Source organism: Canibacter oris, assembly GCF_014197205.1.
Classification (GTDB): domain Bacteria; phylum Actinomycetota; class Actinomycetes; order Actinomycetales; family Microbacteriaceae; genus Canibacter; species Canibacter oris.
In genome coordinates this window covers 1-20,260 of sequence record NZ_JACIFD010000014.1, presented here as the reverse complement: position 1 = coordinate 20,260, position 20,260 = coordinate 1, and the positions used below count along the sequence as shown (strand labels likewise).

Below are 20,260 nucleotides of genomic sequence, written 5' to 3'. Positions count from 1 at the left end.
TTGCTGCTGAAATCAATCCAGAGAGCGGTGCTGGTTGTCCTCTTTGCTTTCTTCTACGTATTCTCAAGCAGCCGGTTTTCCCACCACAAATGCGGTTAGGAAATCGGAAGGTCTCCGCGCTGCCCAGTAAGTATTTAGCAAACATTGCCAATCGCAGTGGAGCCTGTCATGCAATTAGGTTTCAAATAGTGCTGTTTCCGAAAAATGAACTTTGCCGGCTCTCTGCCGTGCTATTTGCTTTCGCGCATCGCCCTGCTGTTCTTTTGAGAGCATAGCAGCGGCATAAGAAAATCTGTTTTGTAATCGTTGCAAAAGATTCAACTATACAGGTATCAACGCGTGTTATCCTAAATTTTAGAGATGGGAGGAGGCTATCATGGCAGCAATCTGGCGAGTCGCGCAAGAAAACGGCGAAAGAGTCCGGCGTCTTGTCGTTGAGAAAGAGGGCATTTTCACGCTTGAAAAAGTTGCTGAAATGTACGGTCTCGATGTTCACTACCGCGACGATATTCCAGGCGGAGTTTCTGGAATGATTGTGAAGACAGCGTATGATTCGCGTCCGCAAATATATATCAATTCCGAAGAAACGCTTGCTCGTCAGCGGTTTACTCTAGCCCACGAAATCGGCCATTACATTGAGCGGCTTATAGAAGCGGATGACCAAGAGTATTCCTTTGTCGATAAACGCGACAGTCACAACTATAACCTGCGGGAATTCTATGCAGACCAGTTCGCTGGTGGGCTTCTCATGCCTGAAAATGAAGTGCGCGCGCTCACTCCTGATTTAAGCAACGCGGAAGCTGTCGCGCATCGTTTTCACGTATCGCTTTCAGCGGCTAAAACACGTCTAAACCGATTAAAAAAACAAGAAACACTGAACAGGGCAACCAGCCTTGGATGATAAGTATGATTTAGCGCAGTCGTCGCAAGACCCAAAACTCGCTGAGGTCAATGAGATTCTGTCTAGCGAAGGTATATCTATACCAAGCGAAAATTCAGAGCCTGGGCCAAAAGATGTGAAGCTTGACAGTAAATCTTTAGAGTTCAACGCCAAGGACGCCAAAGCTAGAGCAAAAGTCAATGAACTAGAGCAAAATAACAAACTACGCATGATTTTCATGTTCGCCCTACTATTGCTAGTATTCCTTACTCTCAGCGCCGCTGGTTTCGTAGTGGTCTGCCAAACAATAAGGGAAGTAATATCGGATAGAGTGATTATCGCTTTCATATCCGGTATCACCATCCAGACTTTAGGAATCCTCACAATCGTGGCAAAATACCTATTCTCTACAAAAAAATGACAGCGCTGCCGCTGCAATCATTAAGCTAACCCTGAGATTTAGTTCTCAAACCCTGATGCAAGACCCGGCCTGCTGCTTTCTGCCGCCTTAATCAACCCCGCGCAGTCCCAGCCTAGCGCCCCCGAGACCGCACAAACCTCGTCCAGCAACCACGACCTGGAACAATCCAGCACTTCAAACAAAGCAGCTACCTCTAACCCTGCTCCGGCGGCCAAATCTTCAACCGATACGCCCACTTCTCGCCGACGCCTCTCCACAATATCTGTCACTGCCTTATCCAGCCAGCTCGCACTCTCGATAACCACACCACACCACCTTCTAAAACACTAACTGCCTGCTCCATCCTCCCACACCCCAAACCACCACACAAAACAAACCCGCAGACCGCGGCGCTCGCGATCTACGGGCTTGTTTTAGAGAATGAAGGTTAATGCGTTAAGCGCTGTTGTTTGCCTTTCTAACGAGCTGTCTACGTATCGTTGTGTGGTTTCCAGCGAAGCGTGTCTGAGCAGTTTTTGTGTTGTTCTGAGGTCAGCGCCTGATTCGACTAAGGCGGTGCCGTATGAATGTCGCAGCTGATGGGGCGTACAGTAATCGTAGCCTGCTCGTGTCATAGCTTCTTTAATTGCGCGATAGACTTGCTTGCGGTCTACATGTGGCGCCGCCCATGTGGGGAACCAGTAGCCGCGCCGTGGGAATTGTTCGGCTAAAGCGACTAGCTCCTCGTGCAGGGGTATGACGGCGCGCACCCCGCCTTTGCCTTCCACCGTTAGCGTTTTGCCAACAGTGTCGAAGTCCTCGCCGCGTACTTTAGCAACTTCATGGATTCTGAGCCCCGCATAGAGTGCTAGCTTGATGTATGCGCGTGTCCGGTCAGAGCGCGCACCGGCATAGATTGCGGGTATTGCGTCTTTCGGTAAGGGGCGGGGCTGCGTGCGCGGCCGCCGCGGCGCTCTAATATCGACCAATGGATCATCAGCGCGGACTTTAACCCGCACGCACCAAAGAGAGAAAGCTCTTAATATGTTGTGATAACTCTGTCGTGTCGACGGACTCCAGTCTTCGCGGCTCAAAAATAGCACAACATCTGCCGCACTGAAATTCCGCGGCGTCGTAGCCGTCTGTTTCATAAAGTTAGATATCAACAACAGGCGCTCGTCTATCGTTCTTTTAGATAGCGTCGCTGCTACCATCTCCAGCCGCCATTTCTTTAACAGGTCGGCGGTGTCTTCCCATAATGTTAATCTCGTGTGGTCCATCATTTTTTTAGCCTTAGACTAACAATTTACTTGTGTTGATTATGTATCCTAAACCAACAATTTACAAAGCTGTAACTTAGAACGCTTGAACAGGTGACTGAAAGCACCAGGTGCGACCTTGTAAAGAGCAGGTCGCGGGTTCAAATCCCGCAGGTGGCTCCAAAACCCCCGGAAAATCAAGGAAAACCGGGGGTTTCGCTTTTCTAGCAAACACCGCCAGTAAACATTGAGTATGTTGTCAGAATGTGGGTTAAGTGCCAAAAGTGTGGCATTTGTCGGGCGTGTCTAACGCTGCCGGACTAATTATTATTGGCTATGCGCTCACAGCGCAGTAAACTGCAGATATGGATAAGGCAGCCAAAATCGCGCTTATAGATGAGCTCTTCCAACGGGAGAAATCACCCGCTGAGCGGCGTATTCTACAAACGCGCGGCTATTGTCTCAGCGATATGGCTGAAATATTGCATCATGCTTTGAAACATCTCTATGATGATGAATACATTGACATGATGCTAGAAGACCTTGACGGAAACCATTATTATTGGATTTTCTACGGCCTATCTCGCCTCAAAACGAAGCACAACGTCAGAACCCCAGAAGAGCTTAAACCTCTTCTGAAACGATTTTTTGAAGACCCTGATGACTGGGATTCAGACATCGACGACATTGCAGCAGAACACTATCCGGAAATCGAATACGAATGGATAGACGTGCATGGCATTTTTGCCGATGACCCGGATGAGACAGACGCAAACACAACATAACCTTCTAATCTCAAAAGTTTAAAGTTGTCATGCCAGCTTGGCTTACTGACACCCACTAAGATCCGCGCAGCACAGATGCTTGGATAATAAAGCCAGAATATGATGAGTACATGCAGTCCCAGGAGGAAGCGAAGAAAGCGCTCGCTGCACAGCAAGAAGCACAGTAAAATACAGATATGGATAAGGCAGCCAAAATCGCGCTTATAGATGAGCTCTTCAAACGGGAGAAATCACCCGGCGAAGAAGGCTGCCTTGCTGAACAGGGGTATTGCCTTAGCGATATGTGTGAAATCCTGCACCATAAGCTGAAACACCTCTATGATGACGCCTACACAGATGAACTCTTAGCAGATGTCGAAGGGAACCACTACTACTGGGGTCTCATTGGGCTCTCAAGGTTCAAAAAGCACCATAACGTCGAAACCCCCGAAGAGCTCAAACCTCTGTTGAAGCGGTTTCTGGAAGATCCGCACAATGGTGAACCTGATATAGATGATGTAGCTGCTGAGTGCTACCCGGAAATCGAATACGAATGGGTGGACGTGTACGGCTTATACGACTACGATTCAGACGAGCCTGACCCAACTGACACCTAGCGCCACACTACCCGCGGCAGCCCACACCCAGCCCCGGGGTGTGGGTGTTCTATTGCTCGGTTGCTCTGCCACCTATTGCTCTGTTACCTATTGTGCTGCCGCTCTGCCACCCCACCGCTCCAAGCACCGCCCCAATACTTTCCCCTATAATTGTGAAGCTGCCCAATCACTGTGCGGCATTTTGAGAAAGAAAAACATGGTCACCGTTGAAACCCCGGCTGCACCCGCGGCCGCCAAGCTTGATCCACGCAACAACATCGCTATCTGGGTGCTACTAACCGCCGCCTTCGTGGTTATCTTAAACGAAACCGTGATGGGTGTTGCGCTGCCGGTACTGCTTGACGAACTGCAAATCACCGCGAGTCAAGGACAATGGCTGACCACCGCGTTCTTGCTCACGATGAGCGTCACCATTCCGATTACCGGGGCGCTGATCCAACGCATGACAACGCGCAAACTTTTCTTCACCGCGATGTCACTGTTCCTCACCGGCACTCTGATTGCGGCGACAGCGCCCGGGTTCCTGCTGCTATTGCTGGGGCGGATCGTGCAAGCCGTCGGCACTGCCATCACCATGCCCCTGTTGATGACAACCGTCATCACCGTGGTACCGCCGCAGATTCGCGGCCGCGTCATGGGACGGGTGTCACTGGTAATTGCCGTCGCCCCCGCCCTGGGTCCCACCATTTCGGGGCTGATTCTGGAACACTTGCCGTGGCGGTTTCTGTTCATCCTGATTTTGCCGGTGATCTCAGTCGCCACGCTGATCGCCTTCAAGTTCCTCCCAAATCTGGGGCAACCGCGCCGGGCCCCGCTAGACGGTTACAGCATTCTGCTGTCGGTTGTGGGTTTCGGCAGCCTGGTTTATGGGTTAAGTGCTTTTGGCGAAGTGCGTGACGGGTCGCTGCTGGTGCCGCTGTTGGTGGTGGTGCTCGGGGTGCTGGGCGTGGTGCTGTTTGTGTGGCGCCAGGTAGCGCTGATCCGTCATGAAGAACCGCTTCTGGATCTGCGAGTTTTCACCTTTCGTCCCTACCGTTTCGGGTCGATTCTGCTGGCTTTTTGCATGATGGCGATGTTCGGAACCATTGTGCTACTGCCGCTCTACACCGCTAATGTGTTGCACATGACTACCCTGCAGATTGGTTTGCTACTGCTGCCGGGTGGTTTGATTATGGGTCTGATGGGACCGGTTGCTGGTCGTCTGGTTGATAAACACGGCGCTCGCACGGTGTTACTTCCCGGAATTATCATCACAGCTGCCGCGCTGTGGATGTTCACCCTATTTGGTGTCGCAACCCCTTACTGGTACGTGCAAGCAGCACATTTGCTGTTTAGTATCGGCCTCACGGGTATTTTCACTCCCGTATTTTCGACAGCTTTAGGTTCTTTACCGCCGCACCTGGCATCTCATGGCAGCGCCACCATCTCAACGCTGCAGCAGGTTAGCGGGGCCCTCGGCATCGCTCTGTTTGTGGCGATTTACGGCGTTGTGGCGCAGTTGTCTGGTGGTGCCACCGCGGCCGCCCAGGCAAGCGGAATGCAGGCGGCTTTTGTCACCGCTGCGGTGCTGCTGACGCTGGTGATTCCGCTGACTTTCCTGATGCCCAAGCGGCCTTTGGCGCAGCAGCATGCAGCGGTGGACGCGACCAATGCGGATCCTAGCGTTGTTGACGCTAATGCTGCTCCTGACGCTGCTAACACATGAACACCCACAAAACTCGTTACAGTTAAACCATGAGAGAGTATTTAGCAACGGTGGTGGATCCACAGCACCGCAAAACCCTCACCCACATTTATGAGTTTTTGTGTGAGAACTATCCGCAGCTAAGTTACGCGCTGAAGTGGAGCCAGCCGATGTTTTTGCACAACGGAACGTTTATTATTGCTTTCAGCCACAGCAGCCAATATGTGAATATCGCTCCTGAACCGATAGCAATCGCAAAGTTTGCTGCGGAAATAGATGCGCTGGGTTTTCGCCGCACCAAGAATTTTTGGTGCATCGGAAAACAGCAAGAGGTAAATTTTGAGCTGCTGCGGCGAGTGCTTGACTTTAATCTTGAGGATAAAGCCGGGGCAACTAAATTTTGGCGCTGAGGCGGGGCTAAAAAACTGCGGGCTGATCCACCAAAATAATTATCATTTTGGGCGCTAAACAGGGTATTTTAGAAATATCAAAGACGCTAAAAATTTTAAGGAGCATTATGGATCGCCAGTTGCCTGATCTCGCAACGCTGCGCAGCTACATGCAGTTTAAAAACCCGTTCCAGAACCCGACGCAGGCGCGGCTCCAGAAGGCTCAGACCGTGTGGGATTTGCGCAAGATTGCGAAGCGGCGCACTCCGAAGGGGCCGTTTGAGTACACCGCGGGTGCGGCTGAGGGTGAGGTCGGGCTGCGGCGCGCCTACGAGGCGTTTCGGGACGTGGAGTTTCACCCTGGTGTGCTGAAGGATGTGTCGCAGATTGACACCGGCTGGGAGGTGCTTGGCACCCGCAGCGAGTACCCGTTTGGTATTGCGCCAACCGGGTTTACCCGGCTGATGCACGCTGCCGGGGAGCGCGCCGGCGCGGCCGCGGCGAGTGATTTCGGGGTACCGTTTGCGCTCTCCACTCTCGGCACCACAAGCCCTGAGAATGTGCGTGCGGCCGCGCCCGAGGGTCGGCTGTGGTTCCAGCTTTACATGATGAAAGAACGGCATCGCTCCTACGAGCTAGTGGAGCGTGCGGCCGCGAGTGGCTTTGACACGCTGCTCGTGACCGTTGACACCCCGGTTGCGGGTGCTCGGCATCGCGACAAGCGCAACGGTATGAGCTTCCCGCCACAGCTGTCTTTGAAGACCATTCTTGACGCGGCGCCGCGGCCTGAGTGGTGGTTTAACTTCCTCACCACCGAGCCGCTTGAATTTGCGGCAATCCGCAACTGGGATGGCACCGTAGGCGAGCTGCTTGACACCATGTTTGATCCGTCAATCGACTACGACGACTTGCGCAAGATTCGCGAACTGTGGCCGGGCAAGTTTGTGGTGAAGGGTGTGCAGAACGTTGCCGACGCCAAGCGGCTTGCCGATTTCGGGGTCGATGCGATTCAGCTTTCTAACCATGGCGGGCGGCAGTTGGATCGCGCGCCGGTGCCGTTCCGGTTGTTGCCACAGGTGGTGCGCGAGGTTGGCAAAGATCTCGAAATTCACGTGGACACCGGCATTATGTCAGGCGCGGATATTGTTGCCGCGGTGGCGCAGGGCGCCCGCTACACTCAGGTTGGCCGTGCCTACCTGTACGGTTTGATGGCAGGCGGCGAAGCTGGGGTGCGGCGGATGCTGGAGATTCTCAGCGGCGAGGTGTCACGTGTGATGCGCCTGCTCGGGGTCACCAGCCTTGCGGAGCTGACGCCGGAGCACGTTACCCTGCTTGATCGCTTAGAGCCACGCGCTTGAGCGCTAAGAGAGGGTAGGCACAATGAGCAACGATTCTCGCGACAGCGTGCTGGTTATCGGCTCGGTTAGCGCCGATGTCACCACGTTTTCAAGCCGTCTCCCGGCACCGGGGGAAACTTTCCTGGGTGATGAGTTCACCCTGGTGATGGGCGGTAAGGGCGCTAATCAGGCGGTTGCTGCGGCACGCGCCCTGGGCGGTACTGCAGAGGGCACCTCTGGAGGCACAGCCGAGAGCTCCCCCGGCGGCACCCCTGGCGGCACAGCCACAGGCGGAGACGCATATTTTGTGGGCTGCGTCGGTAACGATATTTTCGCGCCGTTGGTGCTTGACGGGCTGCGTGATGCGGGCGTCAATACCTCGCATTTGCGCCAGGTAGCTGATCAGACCGGCATCGCGCATATTCGGGTTGATGCCTCGGGCGAAAACGATATCGTAGTCGTGCCAAACGCCAATAATCACCTGTCTGCGGCGCAGATTGATGCTGCGATTGCCGCGGTTGGCTCCCGCTGCGCGGTGCTGCTGACCCAGTTGGAGATTCCGCGTGAGCTTTCGGCGCACGCCGTGCGCGCGGCGGCGGCTGCGGGCATCCGGGTTGTGCTTGATCCGGCTCCGGCTGCGGCGCTGCCCGCCGAAATTTGGCAGCACGTTGATATCGTGACTCCAAATGAAACCGAGGCGACCATGCTCTCCGGGGTGCAGGTGGTGGATCGCGCCACCGCAGTCGCCGCCGGCGAGTGGTTCATCGCGCAGGGCGTGCAGCACGCCCTCATCACCCTCGCAGGGGCTGGCTGTGTGCTGGTGACAGCTGCCGGCCACGAGTTTTTTGCGCCGTTTAAAGTGGATCCGGTAGACACAACCGCAGCCGGTGATGCTTTTGCGGGGCACTTAGCTGCCGCTTTAGCAACCGGCAAGGCGCTGCCCGCAGCGATTCGTGTCGCGAGCGCCGCAGGAGCTCTGGCAGTAACTAAAAAGGGTGCTTCGCCGAGTCTGCCGACGGCAGCTGAGGTGGCAAAGTTTTTGGCACGGCCAGAAAACGCTTAACCGCGCAAAAGCAAACTTGACACAAGGAAAGCGCCCGGCGAGCCGGGCGCTTTCCTTGGTTAGTGATCGGGATTAGCCGGTGTACAGCATGCCCTTGATCTTCTCGTCGTCAATGTTTGACTTGTCGTACCAGAATGAACCGGTGTCGGTGAACGCGTCTACGCTCTCGCCATTCATCAGTTTCACTGCGTTCTCAACGGTGATACGACCGATTGAACGTGGATCCTGGGTCACAGCGCCGAGCATCAGGCCGCTCTTGATTGCGTCAATCTGTGCGCTACCTGAGTCGAAGCCAACGATAACCAGCTTAGAAGGGTCGATATTCAGCTCTTTAGCAGCGTTTACAACACCGATTGCTGAACCCTCGTTGGTGCCGTAGATGCCCTTGAGGTCAGGATGTGCGTTAATCATTGCGCGAGCGATGTCAGCTGACTTTGCGTGGTCGCCGTCACCGTACTGAATGTCAACAATCTGCACGTTCGGGAACTTCTCTTTCATGAACTCCACGAAACCGTCGCGGCGATCTACACCGGTGGAGTTGATCTGGCTGTGGCCGATAACCGCGATCTTGCCCTCGCCGCCAATTGCCTCTGCCATGTGCTCAGCAGCCAGCGCACCAGCTACCTTGTTGTCGGTAGCTGCTAGGTACTGGCCGTAGTCGCCACCGCAAGCTGCGTCGAACATCACCACTGGGATTTTCTTAGCTTTTGCCTGCTGCAGTGCTGGCTGGCAAGCTTCAGCGTCAAGCGCTGCAAGACCGATAGCGTCAGCTGGCTTGTTGATAGCTGCTTCCAGCATCTCAATCTGCTTCGCCACCTCGGTTTCAGATGCCGGGCCCTCAAAAGTAACCTCAACGCCGAGCTCCTGACCAGCCTCTTCAGCGCCGGCCTTGACTGCCTGCCAGAACTGGTGCTGGAAACCTTTAGATACCAGTGCTACGGTTTTTTTGTCGCCGCTGGTAGTGCCAGCTGCTTCATCGCCGCCACCTGCTGTACCTGCGTCACCTGCGCATGCTGTCAGTGCCAATGCCGCTGCAGCTAAAGCTGCAACCATTGCGCCACGCTTCATTTTTTTCATTTTTAGCTCCGTAATCTTAGATGTATTACTGACTTATTTTGCCCTGTGGCGCACCCTTGGGGAGTGCACCTCGCGAGCAGCGAATCCTACGATTTAGACCGGTTGCGGATGGTGTCGAACCACACTGCGAGCGCGATCACCAACCCGGACACCACGAACTGCCACTCTGACTGCACGCCCATGATGCGCAGACCGTTCAGCAGCACCGCCATAATCAACGCGCCGATCACAGTGCCAACGATAGATGCCCTACCACCCATCAGACTGGTGCCGCCGATAATCACCGCAGCGATCGCCTGCAGCTCCAGCCCCACACCGGTTTGCGGCTGCGCTGAGCTCAATCGTGATGCCAGCACAATACCCGCAATCGCGGTGAAAATCCCGGCGACGACGTAAATCATCAGCAGCCATTTTTTGGTGTCGATGCCTGACAACCGGGTTGCTTCCTCGTTGGAACCGATTGCGAGGTCGATACGCCCGAAGCGGCTCTTGCTGAGCGCAAACCAGGAGATGATAGCGATGATGAACATCAACAGCACCGCGTTTGGCAGTGACGGAATCACTTCGCCGAGTGCGATATCGCGCACCCAGGGAATATCGGTGAAGTAAATTGGGGCAACCCCGGAGAGAATCAGCGCCAGACCCTGCGCCACCATCATCATCGCGAGGGTCGCGATGAACGGTGGCAGCCCAAGGTAGGCGATGCAGAAACCGTTAATGAAACCCATCAGGGCGCCGGCGGCGATTGCCAGCAGCAGTGACAGCACCGGGTCAATCCCGATTTTCACCGCGAACACACCAAATACCACAGCTACCAGCGTGGAGCCGGTGCCGATTGAAAGGTCAATGCCACCGGTAGCAATCACGAAGGTGGTGCCGATCGCCATAATCGCGATACCGGCCGCCGCCAGCAGAATGCCGGAAACGTTTGACCAATTGCCGAAACTGGGGTTCATAATGGTGAAGAATCCAAACAGAACCACCAGGGTTGCCACTGCTAGCCCCTGCTGCAGCCAGCTGCGCCACTGCAGTTTGCTACCTGCCTGTGCTGTGCTCATTATGCGTGTGCTCCTTCTGCGTTGGCGTTAGTTGCCAAGTCCATAATTTTTTCCTGTGTTGCTGCCTCGTTGTCAAGCTCCCCAGCCACTTTGCCGTCTGACATCACGACGATGCGGTCCGCAAGCCGCAACACTTCTGGCAGCTCGCTAGAAATCACAATAATTGATTTCCCCGAAACCGCGAGCTTCTCAAGCAGATTGTAGATTTCCTCTTTCGCACCGACATCAATACCGCGAGTTGGCTCATCCACAATCAGAATGTCTGTGTCCCGCACCAGCCACTTCGCCAACACTACTTTCTGCTGATTACCACCGGAGAGAAGCTTTACCTGCTGTTTTACCGACGGAGTCTTAGTGCGCAATTCCTCGACGTAAAGCTGCGCTGTTTGCAGCGCCTTGGTGTCTAGCATCACACCGCCGCGCTGAAATTTTTTCAGGCTTGCCAGCACGGTGTTATCAGCAACTGACTTTTCCAACAGCAACCCCAGGCCCTTGCGGTCTTCTGAGAGATAACCGATACCGGCTTTCACTGCATCGGCAGGCTGCTTAATGTTGACCTGCTTACCGTGGATTTTAATCTCCCCGGCGGAGCGCCGATCCGCCCCAATAATCGCGCGCGCAGTTTCGGTACGGCCTGCGCCCATGAGCCCCGCGAACCCGAGGATCTCGCCCTTGCGCAGCGTGAAGCTAACATCCTGCAGCAGTTTTTTAGTGCTTAGCCCGGTCACCTCAAGCACCACCGGGGCACCGTCGAGGTTTTTTGGAACCGGCCGCGCGTTACCCTCAATTTTGCGCCCAACCATCATCTCAATAATGGTCGGAATCGAAATCTGCTCGCGCTCCAGCTGCCCGATGTAGGCGCCGTCTCGCAGCACCACCACGCGGTCAGCTAGGCGCTTGAGCTCCTCCATGCGGTGCGAAATGTAAACAATCGCGGTGCCCTTCGCCTTCAACTCTGCGATGAGTTTAAAGAGGGTCTCCACCTCGCTGTCTGTCAGCGCGCTAGTTGGCTCGTCCATAATCAGCACGTGTGCGTCATAAGACATGGCTTTCGCAATTTCCACCATTTGCTGGCCGGCAACGTTGAGGGTGCCAACTTTCTGCTGTGGATCAAGTTTAATGCCGAGCCTATCCAGCAGCTCCTGGGTTTGCTTATTAAGCTGGCGCTCGCTGATCATGCCGAACTTGCCAGGCTCCCGCCCGATATAAATATTTTGCGCAACAGTGAGGTCTGGTGCGAGATGCATTTCCTGGTGGATAATGCTGATGCCCAGTTCTTTAGCGGCTGCCGGCCCGTTAATCTCGACCTCTTTGCCGTTGTATTTAATGGTGCCTTCGTCGCGGCTGTAGATTCCGGAAAGAATCTTCATCAGGGTTGATTTGCCTGCACCGTTTTCCCCAACAAGCACCAGCACCTCGCCCGGATACAGGGTAAACTCAACTCCCTGCAGCGCTTTCACTCCAGGGAAGCTTTTGCTAATGCCGGTTAGTTCTAAGAGTGGTTTAGTCACGTTTAACCTCTTCGTCGAAGTGCGGTAAACATCCGATGTCTGGGAATCAATTTACTGCATTAGGAGCGCAAAAATCAAATATTTATGTTACAGAATCGCAACGGTTAGCTGATTATTTATTAATAACGCATTAGATCGGTGGATCCACCACCCTAAAGTTGTCTGACATCTCGGCAGCACCGGACCGTGTCACACCAAAACTGTACCCGCTTGAGCCGCACGAGCACTTCTGCCCCGCAGCACCCGCACGGATAACCGCACCAACGCCCGCCCATCCGCAAACCCCACACCAGCCAACTCCCATCACCACGCAGTAAAATACCGGGTATGAGTAGCTTCTGCGATTTACGCCCGGATGTCACCCCAATTACCCTTGCAGCCGCGCTGCAAGCCGCTCCTGACGCGAAGCTCGTGCACACCGGCGCTGCGGGCCTTGACACACTGGTTTCAGGCATCACCCTCGACAACCGCGACTGCGACGCGGGGTGGATTTTTGTAGCACTCGGCGGAGCTACTAATCACGGGATACGCTTTGCGACTGCAGCGGTCACAGCCGGGGCGGTCGCGGTTTTGACTGACGCCGCGGGCGCACAGCAAGCGGAGGAGGTTGCCGAACTTCAGCAGCTGAACATCCCGCTGCTCACGGTCGCCGAGCCCCGACTGGCGGCAGCGAATATCGCCCGAGCACTGCACCAGGATCCGGCGGCGAAGCTGAAAACTTTCGCGGTTACCGGCACCAACGGCAAAACCACCACTACCTACCTGGCCCGCTCCATCTTTGAGAAGTGTTTCGGCGAGACCGCGCTGTGCGGCACGGTTGAGACGAGCGTTGGCGCGGTGCGTTTTGAGTCGGAGCGCACCACCGCAGAGGCTCCGGTGCTTTACCGCTTCCTTGATCTTGCGGCGCAGAGCGGCTCCCAGGTTGCGGTGGTTGAAACTTCCTCGCACGCGGTTAGTTTCGGCCGCGTCAAGGGCGTGGTTTTTGACGTTGCCGGGTTCACCAACCTGCAGCACGATCACCTTGATTTTTACGGCGATATGGAAACCTATTTCGCCGCAAAACTGCAGCTTTTCACCCCCGAGTACACGCGGCACGGGGTAATTTGTGTTGACGACGAGTGGGGCGAGCGGTTGGCGGCGGCGGCGCAGGTGCCGGTCACGACTTACTCTGCTCTCAGCAATAAGCCGGCCGATTGGCGGGTTACCGCGATCCACACCGATAAAGAGCTTTATCGCACTGTGTTTACGGTTGTGGATCCGGCTGGCACAGAACACACCGTCTCAATGCCGATTTTGGGGCATGTGAATGTGCAGAACATCATGATTGCGCTGATTGGCGCGGTGCACTTGGGTGCAGATTTAGCGACCGCTATTGCGGCGGTTGGTGATGCCGCGCAGGTGCCGGGGCGGATGCAGGTAATCAACCCACAGCCGCAGGCGGGGCATCCGCTGGTGATTGTTGATTACGCTCATACACCGGAGAGCCTCGCGGCGGTGCTAGAGACAGCGCGGGAGATGACACGGGGGCAGTTGATCGCGATTTTTGGCACCGACGGCGATCGGGACCCTTCAAAGCGAGTGCCTCTCGCTGCTGCGGGGGCGCGGCACGCTGATGTGGTGTGGATCACCGACGAGAATCCTCGCACTGAAGATCCGGTCAGTATTCGCGAGCAACTGCTCACCGGGGTGCGCCAGGTGCGGCCTGGGCTGAAGGGGGTCACCGAGATTACAACCTGTCGCCGCGATGCGCTGCGGCAGGCGATTATGGCTGCGGGCGCTGGCGATGTGGTGATGATTACCGGCAAGGGTGTTGAAACCTATCAGGATATTCAGGGCATCAAGCACGCCTACAGTGATATTGAGGTCGCGGCAGAAATTTTAAGGCAACTGCCGCGGCAAGCATAGTCGCGCAGGCGTAGCCTGACGCTGCGCGAGTAGGCAGCTGACGCAGTTGGCGCGAAAACCGCCCGAGCACAGGAAAAGTCCCCAAAACTGGTGTTTTAGGGACTTTTCAAACGTGGCGAGTGAGGGATTCGAACCCCCGAAGTCGATGACAGCTGATTTACAGTCAGATCCCTTTGGCCGCTTGGGTAACTCGCCGTGGTTGTTTTACAACCAAGTATTTATATTAGCTGATTTCGTGGTGCCTCGCAAGTTAGTTTTTTCAGCGTGGCGACAAAGCCTTGGAGACAGCGAGAGGGCGACCCCGCAAGGCCGCCCTCTGTTGCTGTTACCTGGCGTATTCGCTAATTAGCGTGCCTGCTTCTGGAAGCGACGGCCTGCTGCAGCAGCCACTGCGCCAGCGAGCAGCAGCAGTGAAACTGCGCCGAGCGGAGCACCGTCTGCACCGGTAGCAGCGAGCTTCTTAGCTTCCTTCGGATCGGTGCCAGGAGCCTCTGCACAAGCAACCTTACCGCCGAGGGTAACGTTCAATGAGAAGCCGTCCAGCGCCTCGCCAGCCTGGTAGAAAGCGCTGCCGTTGTAGCTGAAGGTCTGCGCACCTGCAGCGGTCAGGGTGGCTGATACCCAGTTAGCGGTGATTCCCTGCTCGTTTGCTACCAGACCACTGAAGGTGAGGTTAGCGAATGCCACGCGGGTGCCATTAACGGTTGCGTACATAACACCTGAGTTACCGCCGGTGAGCTGAATGCTCGGGTTGGTCAGGTTGTAGTTCAACACACCCTTATGCCCGGTTGCGTGGATCGCGCCGTTGAAGTTAATAACCCCAACGCCATCCTTAGCGTTAAACGCGCCACCTGATACGCTGAAGGCACCACCTGAGAAGCTACCCTTAGCGATACGTCCCTGCACGTAGTTGCGGAATGACTCGCGCAGACCCCAGTTGAATGAACCGCCGGTTGCACTGTAAGCAACACACTCATCTGCCGGAGCAGCTGGAGTCACAACCGGTGCGATTGGGTTAACAACCGGTGGCTGTGGCTCAGCTGGGCGATCGCCAGCTACGAAGTTCAGCGGTACAAATACCTCGTGAGTTGCGTCCTTGAGACCACCTGCTGAGTAGGTATAGATACCGGTTTTGCCGTTCTCAACGCCCTTCTTAATTGCTGGCAGCTGCAAGGTCCAGGTGAAGCTACCGTCAGCGTTCAGCACCACGCGACCCTTGGCTACGGTGTCTTTGAACATTGCTGGAACACCGTCGAATGCGGCATCAGTGAGCGCCCACGCAGTTGCCTCAGCGGGGCGGCTCTCTCCGGTGCTCGCAGGGTTGCTTGGCTGCCACACGTCAGCGAACTGTCCGAATGCTGAGTAGTAACCCTGTGGCAGGTTAGCAGGCACGGGTGCACCGCGGCCACCTGGGTTGTTGGTGTTGAATCCAGTGCCCTTGATAACAATGGTGTCGCCCTCGTAGACCTTTTCGTCGCCTAGCTCCGTGGTGCCGTCTGCCTTAAACACCTTTACTACTGGGGTGTAGTTTGCAGGTGGATTAGTTGGCGGATCAGTCGGGTTACCCGGTGCATTAACGGTAACCTGCTTTGCAGCTGACTCTGAAGCTGCGTAAGCGTTAGTGTCTTTCGGGGTGAACTTCGCGGTGATGTTGTGCTTGCCAGCAGCCTGCGCAGGAATGTTCAGGGCGAACATCCCGGCAACCCCAACAAAGCGACCCTGACCGACTGAGGTGCCGTTAACGAAGAACTCGACAGTGCCGTGTTCGTCGGTGAGTTTCACACCGTTAGCATCGGTAACACCAGCTGCTGCACCAATTGCATCAGCTGTGGTGAAAGTTTCAGCGCGAAGCACAACATCAGTGGTGGTGGCTACCGGAACCGGAGCAGCTACCGTCACTGGCACGGTGAGGTTAAACAGACCCTCAAAAACCTGTCCTTCCTGGTAGAAAGAACCGAAAGCTTCAGCTGCCTTGGCGGTAACTGCAAGCGTTACCCCGTTATAGGTGAAGGTAGTGTCACCCGATGTCACCGGAGCTGGCAAAGTGAGGTTAGCGAAGTACATTCCAGCTTCCTGGATAACCTCGTTCGGGTTATCCAGTCGCTTGCTGCTCACATCAACATACATCTTGGCAGTGGTTGCGCCCGTGATTTCAATGCGTGGATTAGTCAAACTCATATCGAGCAAGCCATTGTGACCCACCATCCGCACACCACCCGAGAAACGCACATCTCCGCTGGTGCCGTCATTCATTGCAGTGCCGGTACCACCGGTCCAGTGATAGCCTTTACCCGCATCCCGAATATTGTCGTCCATAGTCACTCCGCCAATCAATGTTGACTGGCCGTGTGCGATTGGACCGTGCAGGTAGCTGCGGAAGGAGTCTTTAATACCCCAATCCAGAGTTGCGTCCGCAACGGTGCCTGATTCTGCAGCAAATGCCTGGGTTGGCGCTACCACCGCACCACCAAAAGCAACAGCCGCAGCCACCAGTGCACCAAAAAGCCGCTTTGCACGGCTTGGCTTAGCGTGAGACATGGCTCTCCTCAAATAGGTTTTCTTTAGACAGAAGTAAGTAAGGTTATCCTCACAATACTCATATAGTTTCTCACAATCGTCAGACGTTTTCAAGAAAATTTCAGAATTGTAAGAACGAGTCAACAGAAATACCTGCGCTATGCACATAACACATCCGGGACGAAGCAACTACATTAATTGCACAAAGCTCACTCACAGCGTCCCACATTGAAGCGTACTTTTAACGACCTATTTCGCGCAGCCAGTCAAGTAATCTCGGTTGCCGCGCCACCATTGCATCTCGCCACGCGGCGATTGACACTGCTTGCTCTCTCAAGAAAGTAAGCAGCTCTAGGGGTCCCGCCATTGTTACCGGTTCTGCCCAAATCGCGACGGAGGCGCGATCCACAACCCACTCCCCAATGCTTGCAGCATCAGCCCCAATAAGACGAATACGCACTGCTGGAACTCCTGCGACCTGCGGGCCGGTAACCGCGATACGCTCTACCCATGTGGCATCGGTTTCGAGCGTCACCTCGACGCCCTGCCGCTGCAGCAACTGCGCCACCGGCTCCGGTAGCGCCATCCCAGTAGACACTGAAATCGGGGCACGCACCAGCAACGCAGCGCTCAAAACCCGTACAATCTGCTCAATCGGAGTGTCTTCTGCGACGCGAATATGACTCGCAACCGGCCAGTATCGCAGAATGTTATGCTCAACCCCGAGATTAGAAACATCCCGGGCGACACCCAACTGGGTACGCCAGGTGAGCGCGTCCGCCAAAGCCGCGCGCCGCAAGCGATCGAACTCAGCGTAGTCTAACCACTCCTGCGTAGTTTCAATTAACATCGCAATTTCCGGCTCCAGCCCGCGCAGGTGCAAGGTAGTGCTAGGGGTTCCCTCGCGCAGCTGCCAGGTTCCCAGGGTTAGCAGTTGATGCGGGCCGCCGGTCAACGGAGCAATACTAGAGTTTGCGCCACTCCAGGTACCTCCGGGCAGCCGCTCCACCCGCGCCCCGGAAGTTGGGCGATTAACGGTGAGGGTCGCGGCTTTAGCCCGATCCAACCACGGAATAATCTCTTCGGTGTCCCAACTGAAAAGCGCCGCGACCGCACCAGAACCTAGCTCGTTGGCGGTGCTTAGAGCCTCGCTCAAAGAGCGGCTATGCACCAGGCCCAAAACCGGTAATCGTGCAGCGACCTCCCAGAAGCTACTGTGCGGGCTAATTCCTGCTTTAATGCCGGGGCTCCACACCAGGCCGGAATCATCTAGCTGCCGCGGAGGCAACAGCCAGGTTTCACCGCGTTCCAGTGCAGTTAGAGCCTCGTATTCTGCCGCGGTTGGGGGGTGTGGCAACGGCGGCAGAGCATGCTGCAAAGGATCCGTGGTGTGTGTCACACCAGCGGGAATGCTGCGGACCGCGTCAATCAGCAACTGCCTGAAACGCTCCGCACGATAAGCGCTTCCCACAGCGCACACCGCACGCACCTGGCGTAGCCCGGCGTCATCACCGCCAAAAGCCGACTCAACAATCGCCGCAGCAGCGGCCGGATAGTCCGCATTTGGGGTGACTGTCGCGACGCCTAACTGGTAACTGCGGCTGTTGACCGCAAGCGCTGGTTTTGCACGCATAACTGCACGGCGCAGGCTTAAACTACCAACAGTTACCCCGCGCACAATTTCGTAGGCAGCGGGCTCTGTGACGAAGTCATCGAAAACCACAATTTCAAAAGCTTGATGTGGCAGACCTGCGGTTTGCCACTGGCTCAAGACGCGTGTGACAAATTCGATGTGCGCCGCTGGCAGCCCGAAGTAGACAGGGTTTCCTGCTGCATATTCGGCAAGGAAAGCGGCGAGCAGATCCACCAAAAATGCTGTTTCGTCACCCGCAAGCAGCACACGACCAGCCGGCCGGAATCGTGCTCCCCGTACCCGCTCCAGACCTTCTGCCTGCTGCGCCAGATACCTCGCGGTGTCAATCAGTGTGTTCACCTGAGCATCAATTTGTTTTGCTGACAGCTCAGTGTGTGCAGCAAAAAGCCGAGTAAAAAGATCGCGTTCGGCAACAGTGGTGAGGGCGATGCGGCGCAGCACACGGGCTCTAGCGGTGAGAGTGTTTTGCAACACCACAGTGTTAATAGTTCCAATCTCAGGCGGGTCTGTCTGCGCCCTCGCACTCTCATGCGACACCATTTCGGGTTGTGTCGGGTTTGCCACCGCGTCCTGCGTCACGGATTGCGCTGCAACTTGTGTGGCGTCTCGCTGCGCACTCGGCTCCGTCAAATCCGCGGAGATTTGAGCGCGGAACCACTGGCGATTGGGGAATCTCGTCACATCAGTTCCTGGTTCCGCTGCAAAACCGCTCTCAGACACCACCGGCACCGTGCGCGGTAGCACCTGCTGCTCCAAAATAATCTCACCGGTGTCCGGGTCACTATTAAGCCCTAAAACCGCGGCCGTTAAGCCGCCAGTTTCGCGCATAAAGGGATCATCGGCGGGGCGGTAAAACAGTGCGCTGTCACGGTCACTGGGATCCCACTCCCGCGCCCGATCCTGTGTCCGCCGCGGCAACTGTGCTGGCTCTGCCGCACGCTCGCAGACCTCGTAAAGGTGCTGCAGTTCGGCGTAGCGCAGCTCCTCTGCAGGCAAATATTCCGATTCGAGCATACGACTACGAGCAACCGCGCTTTTGTCGTCCGCAGCCTCCGCCGTAAGCGCCAACAGATGTGGCATTATCGCGCGGAAATCATCTTTGCTGACAACCGGCAACGTAACGCGGGTTACAATCCCTGTTGCGGTGAGCGCTAGCACCAGTTCGGGGCAGATTCCGGAGCGCACCTCAATTACTGTAGCGGCTGGCTCTAGCTGCGCCAGCGCAGCGGCAACCACATACGGGCTATCGCTGCAAAAAACTGTTGTTACCCCAGCAATTCGCTGTGCCTGCAGCAGCAGCTTCATCGCGGCGGCTTCAATTTCAGCACGGCTTTCTAGCACCGCAAACTGCTGCCCGCTCAACAGCGAATCGATAGACTCGCGGGAGGCAGTCGAGCGCAGCGCGATCCGCACCTGCAAATTGCCGCCGCCAACAGCTTTACGGCCACTGGCATGAATCGCGAGAGCCGTCAAAATCTCAAAGCTCTCAGGTACTTCTGCGTACAGCGTAATGCCAAACTGGTGCGGCAAAACATCAGGATCTGCAAGCAATTTGTTGGTTACGGTCGCCGCCAGCAGACTGTCACCGTAAGTGGATGCGGTAATAGTCACAAAAGTGCCGTGCTCTGCGCCCTCGGTAATCAGTTGCCGCAGCGCCGCCACAGCTCGCTGCGCCCGCGCCTCACTTGCCCACGCATCACCAGGTGCTAGCCGTCCGACATCAGCAAGTAAATATTCGACTTCTGGCATATAAGCCAGTCCGAGCAGTCTCCGTAGCTCTCGATGACTGGCTTCTGGCCCCAAAACCTTCTCTCCGTGCAGCTCAACCTGCGCCGGACTGTTTTGCGTGCGCAGTTCTTGCAGGGCATTGCTGAGGTGTGGATCAGCCCCCCGCGGCGAATCACTGGGCAGATTTGCGGCGCACAACAGATGCGTAGCCCGCTCGCGCAACCACCGCTTTGCCGCAAGCGGTACTGCCCACGGCACCCCGAGCGCGGTCAAAGACCCGGCACGCAGTGCGATTTTGTCTTTACGTGGCAAATCAGGGGGAATTTCTTGCGTTAGCTTCCGTAGCCCGAGAGCGGTGAGCACCGCATCGTCTGAGTTTGCAATCAGTTGTAAGAGTTGCTGCGTAAAGGTGCTGTT

16 protein-coding genes and 1 tRNA gene are annotated in these 20,260 nt (G+C 55.8%); 9 read left to right on the top strand and 8 right to left on the bottom strand.

Annotated features, from left to right (window positions below; genetic code table 11):
- The first annotated feature begins 376 nt into the window (after positions 1 to 376).
- Together F5897_RS06685 and F5897_RS06680 are read left to right on the top strand one after the other, a co-directional pair.
- On the top strand, positions 377 to 901 hold the full coding sequence (locus F5897_RS06685) for an ImmA/IrrE family metallo-endopeptidase (protein ID WP_183304953.1): 525 nt from the start codon (positions 377 to 379) through the stop codon (positions 899 to 901).
- Positions 894 to 1,301 carry a hypothetical protein gene (locus F5897_RS06680; RefSeq protein ID WP_183304952.1) on the top strand — a complete coding sequence of 136 codons (408 nt, stop codon included), beginning with the start codon at positions 894 to 896 and terminating at the stop codon, positions 1,299 to 1,301. The genes F5897_RS06685 and F5897_RS06680 overlap by 8 nt, the downstream gene beginning before the upstream one ends.
- A 38-nt stretch (positions 1,302 to 1,339) precedes the next feature.
- On the opposite strand, the gene F5897_RS06675 is transcribed toward F5897_RS06680, so the two are convergent.
- Both F5897_RS06675 and F5897_RS06670 read right to left on the bottom strand, forming a co-directional pair.
- On the bottom strand, positions 1,340 to 1,606 hold the full coding sequence (locus F5897_RS06675; protein WP_183304951.1) for a hypothetical protein: 267 nt from the start codon (positions 1,604 to 1,606) through the stop codon (positions 1,340 to 1,342).
- A gap of 108 nt (positions 1,607 to 1,714) precedes the next feature.
- Positions 1,715 to 2,563, bottom strand: coding sequence for a tyrosine-type recombinase/integrase (locus F5897_RS06670; RefSeq protein ID WP_183304950.1), 849 nt, complete (start codon positions 2,561 to 2,563; stop codon positions 1,715 to 1,717).
- A gap of 341 nt (positions 2,564 to 2,904) precedes the next feature.
- Here F5897_RS06670 and F5897_RS06665 point away from each other — a divergent pair, with 341 nt between their 5' ends.
- From F5897_RS06665 to F5897_RS06640, 6 genes are all read left to right on the top strand, one after another.
- Positions 2,905 to 3,324, top strand: a complete 420-nt coding sequence (locus F5897_RS06665) for a hypothetical protein (RefSeq protein ID WP_183304949.1) — start codon at positions 2,905 to 2,907, stop codon at positions 3,322 to 3,324.
- A gap of 176 nt (positions 3,325 to 3,500) precedes the next feature.
- Positions 3,501 to 3,920 (top strand): hypothetical protein, encoded by a 420-nt coding sequence (locus F5897_RS06660; protein ID WP_183304948.1) that lies wholly within the window; start codon positions 3,501 to 3,503, stop codon positions 3,918 to 3,920.
- A 196-nt stretch (positions 3,921 to 4,116) separates the two neighbouring features.
- Positions 4,117 to 5,625 (top strand): DHA2 family efflux MFS transporter permease subunit, encoded by a 1,509-nt coding sequence (locus tag F5897_RS06655; RefSeq protein WP_183304947.1) that lies wholly within the window; start codon positions 4,117 to 4,119, stop codon positions 5,623 to 5,625.
- Between the two features lie 29 nt (positions 5,626 to 5,654).
- Positions 5,655 to 6,014, top strand: a complete 360-nt coding sequence (locus F5897_RS06650; RefSeq protein ID WP_183304946.1) for a DUF1801 domain-containing protein — start codon at positions 5,655 to 5,657, stop codon at positions 6,012 to 6,014.
- A gap of 104 nt (positions 6,015 to 6,118) precedes the next feature.
- Positions 6,119 to 7,351, top strand: coding sequence for an alpha-hydroxy acid oxidase (locus tag F5897_RS06645; protein WP_343048852.1), 1,233 nt, complete (start codon positions 6,119 to 6,121; stop codon positions 7,349 to 7,351).
- 22 nt (positions 7,352 to 7,373) lie between these two features.
- On the top strand, positions 7,374 to 8,393 hold the full coding sequence (locus F5897_RS06640; RefSeq protein ID WP_183304944.1) for a ribokinase: 1,020 nt from the start codon (positions 7,374 to 7,376) through the stop codon (positions 8,391 to 8,393).
- A gap of 72 nt (positions 8,394 to 8,465) precedes the next feature.
- On the opposite strand, the gene F5897_RS06635 is transcribed toward F5897_RS06640, so the two are convergent.
- From F5897_RS06635 to F5897_RS06625, 3 genes are all read right to left on the bottom strand, one after another.
- Complete coding sequence (locus F5897_RS06635) at positions 8,466 to 9,470, bottom strand: ABC transporter substrate-binding protein (RefSeq protein ID WP_124824693.1); 1,005 nt, start codon at positions 9,468 to 9,470, stop codon at positions 8,466 to 8,468.
- 86 nt (positions 9,471 to 9,556) lie between these two features.
- On the bottom strand, positions 9,557 to 10,528 hold the full coding sequence (locus tag F5897_RS06630; protein ID WP_124824692.1) for an ABC transporter permease: 972 nt from the start codon (positions 10,526 to 10,528) through the stop codon (positions 9,557 to 9,559).
- Entirely contained in the window at positions 10,528 to 12,039 is a 1,512-nt protein-coding gene (locus F5897_RS06625; RefSeq protein ID WP_183304943.1) for an ATP-binding cassette domain-containing protein, read from the bottom strand. Before F5897_RS06625 ends, F5897_RS06630 begins: the two co-directional genes overlap by 1 nt.
- A gap of 327 nt (positions 12,040 to 12,366) precedes the next feature.
- Between F5897_RS06625 and F5897_RS06620 the strand changes: the two genes are divergently transcribed.
- The gene (locus F5897_RS06620) at positions 12,367 to 13,944 is read left to right on the top strand and encodes a UDP-N-acetylmuramoyl-L-alanyl-D-glutamate--2,6-diaminopimelate ligase (protein ID WP_183304942.1); all 1,578 of its coding nucleotides are present in this window, start codon (positions 12,367 to 12,369) and stop codon (positions 13,942 to 13,944) included.
- Between the two features lie 113 nt (positions 13,945 to 14,057).
- Here F5897_RS06620 and F5897_RS06615 read toward each other — a convergent pair.
- From F5897_RS06615 to F5897_RS06605, 3 genes are all read right to left on the bottom strand, one after another.
- A tRNA-Tyr gene (locus F5897_RS06615) sits at positions 14,058 to 14,139 on the bottom strand.
- A 150-nt stretch (positions 14,140 to 14,289) separates the two neighbouring features.
- The gene (locus F5897_RS06610; protein WP_124824689.1) at positions 14,290 to 16,482 is read right to left on the bottom strand and encodes an HtaA domain-containing protein; all 2,193 of its coding nucleotides are present in this window, start codon (positions 16,480 to 16,482) and stop codon (positions 14,290 to 14,292) included.
- A gap of 220 nt (positions 16,483 to 16,702) precedes the next feature.
- On the bottom strand, positions 16,703 to 20,260 hold a 3,558-nt coding region (locus F5897_RS06605), incomplete at its 5' end, for an aldehyde dehydrogenase family protein (RefSeq protein WP_183304941.1).

Coding starts and splice junctions, on each gene's coding strand:
- F5897_RS06685 (WP_183304953.1), top strand. CDS start 377: ATGGCAGCAATCTGGCGAGTCGCGCAAGAAAACGGCGAAAGAGTCCGG.
- F5897_RS06670 (WP_183304950.1), bottom strand. CDS start 2,563: ATGATGGACCACACGAGATTAACATTATGGGAAGACACCGCCGACCTG.
- F5897_RS06665 (WP_183304949.1), top strand. CDS start 2,905: ATGGATAAGGCAGCCAAAATCGCGCTTATAGATGAGCTCTTCCAACGG.
- F5897_RS06660 (WP_183304948.1), top strand. CDS start 3,501: ATGGATAAGGCAGCCAAAATCGCGCTTATAGATGAGCTCTTCAAACGG.
- F5897_RS06655 (WP_183304947.1), top strand. CDS start 4,117: ATGGTCACCGTTGAAACCCCGGCTGCACCCGCGGCCGCCAAGCTTGAT.
- F5897_RS06650 (WP_183304946.1), top strand. CDS start 5,655: ATGAGAGAGTATTTAGCAACGGTGGTGGATCCACAGCACCGCAAAACC.
- F5897_RS06640 (WP_183304944.1), top strand. CDS start 7,374: ATGAGCAACGATTCTCGCGACAGCGTGCTGGTTATCGGCTCGGTTAGC.
- F5897_RS06635 (WP_124824693.1), bottom strand. CDS start 9,470: ATGAAAAAAATGAAGCGTGGCGCAATGGTTGCAGCTTTAGCTGCAGCG.
- F5897_RS06630 (WP_124824692.1), bottom strand. CDS start 10,528: ATGAGCACAGCACAGGCAGGTAGCAAACTGCAGTGGCGCAGCTGGCTG.
- F5897_RS06620 (WP_183304942.1), top strand. CDS start 12,367: ATGAGTAGCTTCTGCGATTTACGCCCGGATGTCACCCCAATTACCCTT.
- F5897_RS06610 (WP_124824689.1), bottom strand. CDS start 16,482: ATGTCTCACGCTAAGCCAAGCCGTGCAAAGCGGCTTTTTGGTGCACTG.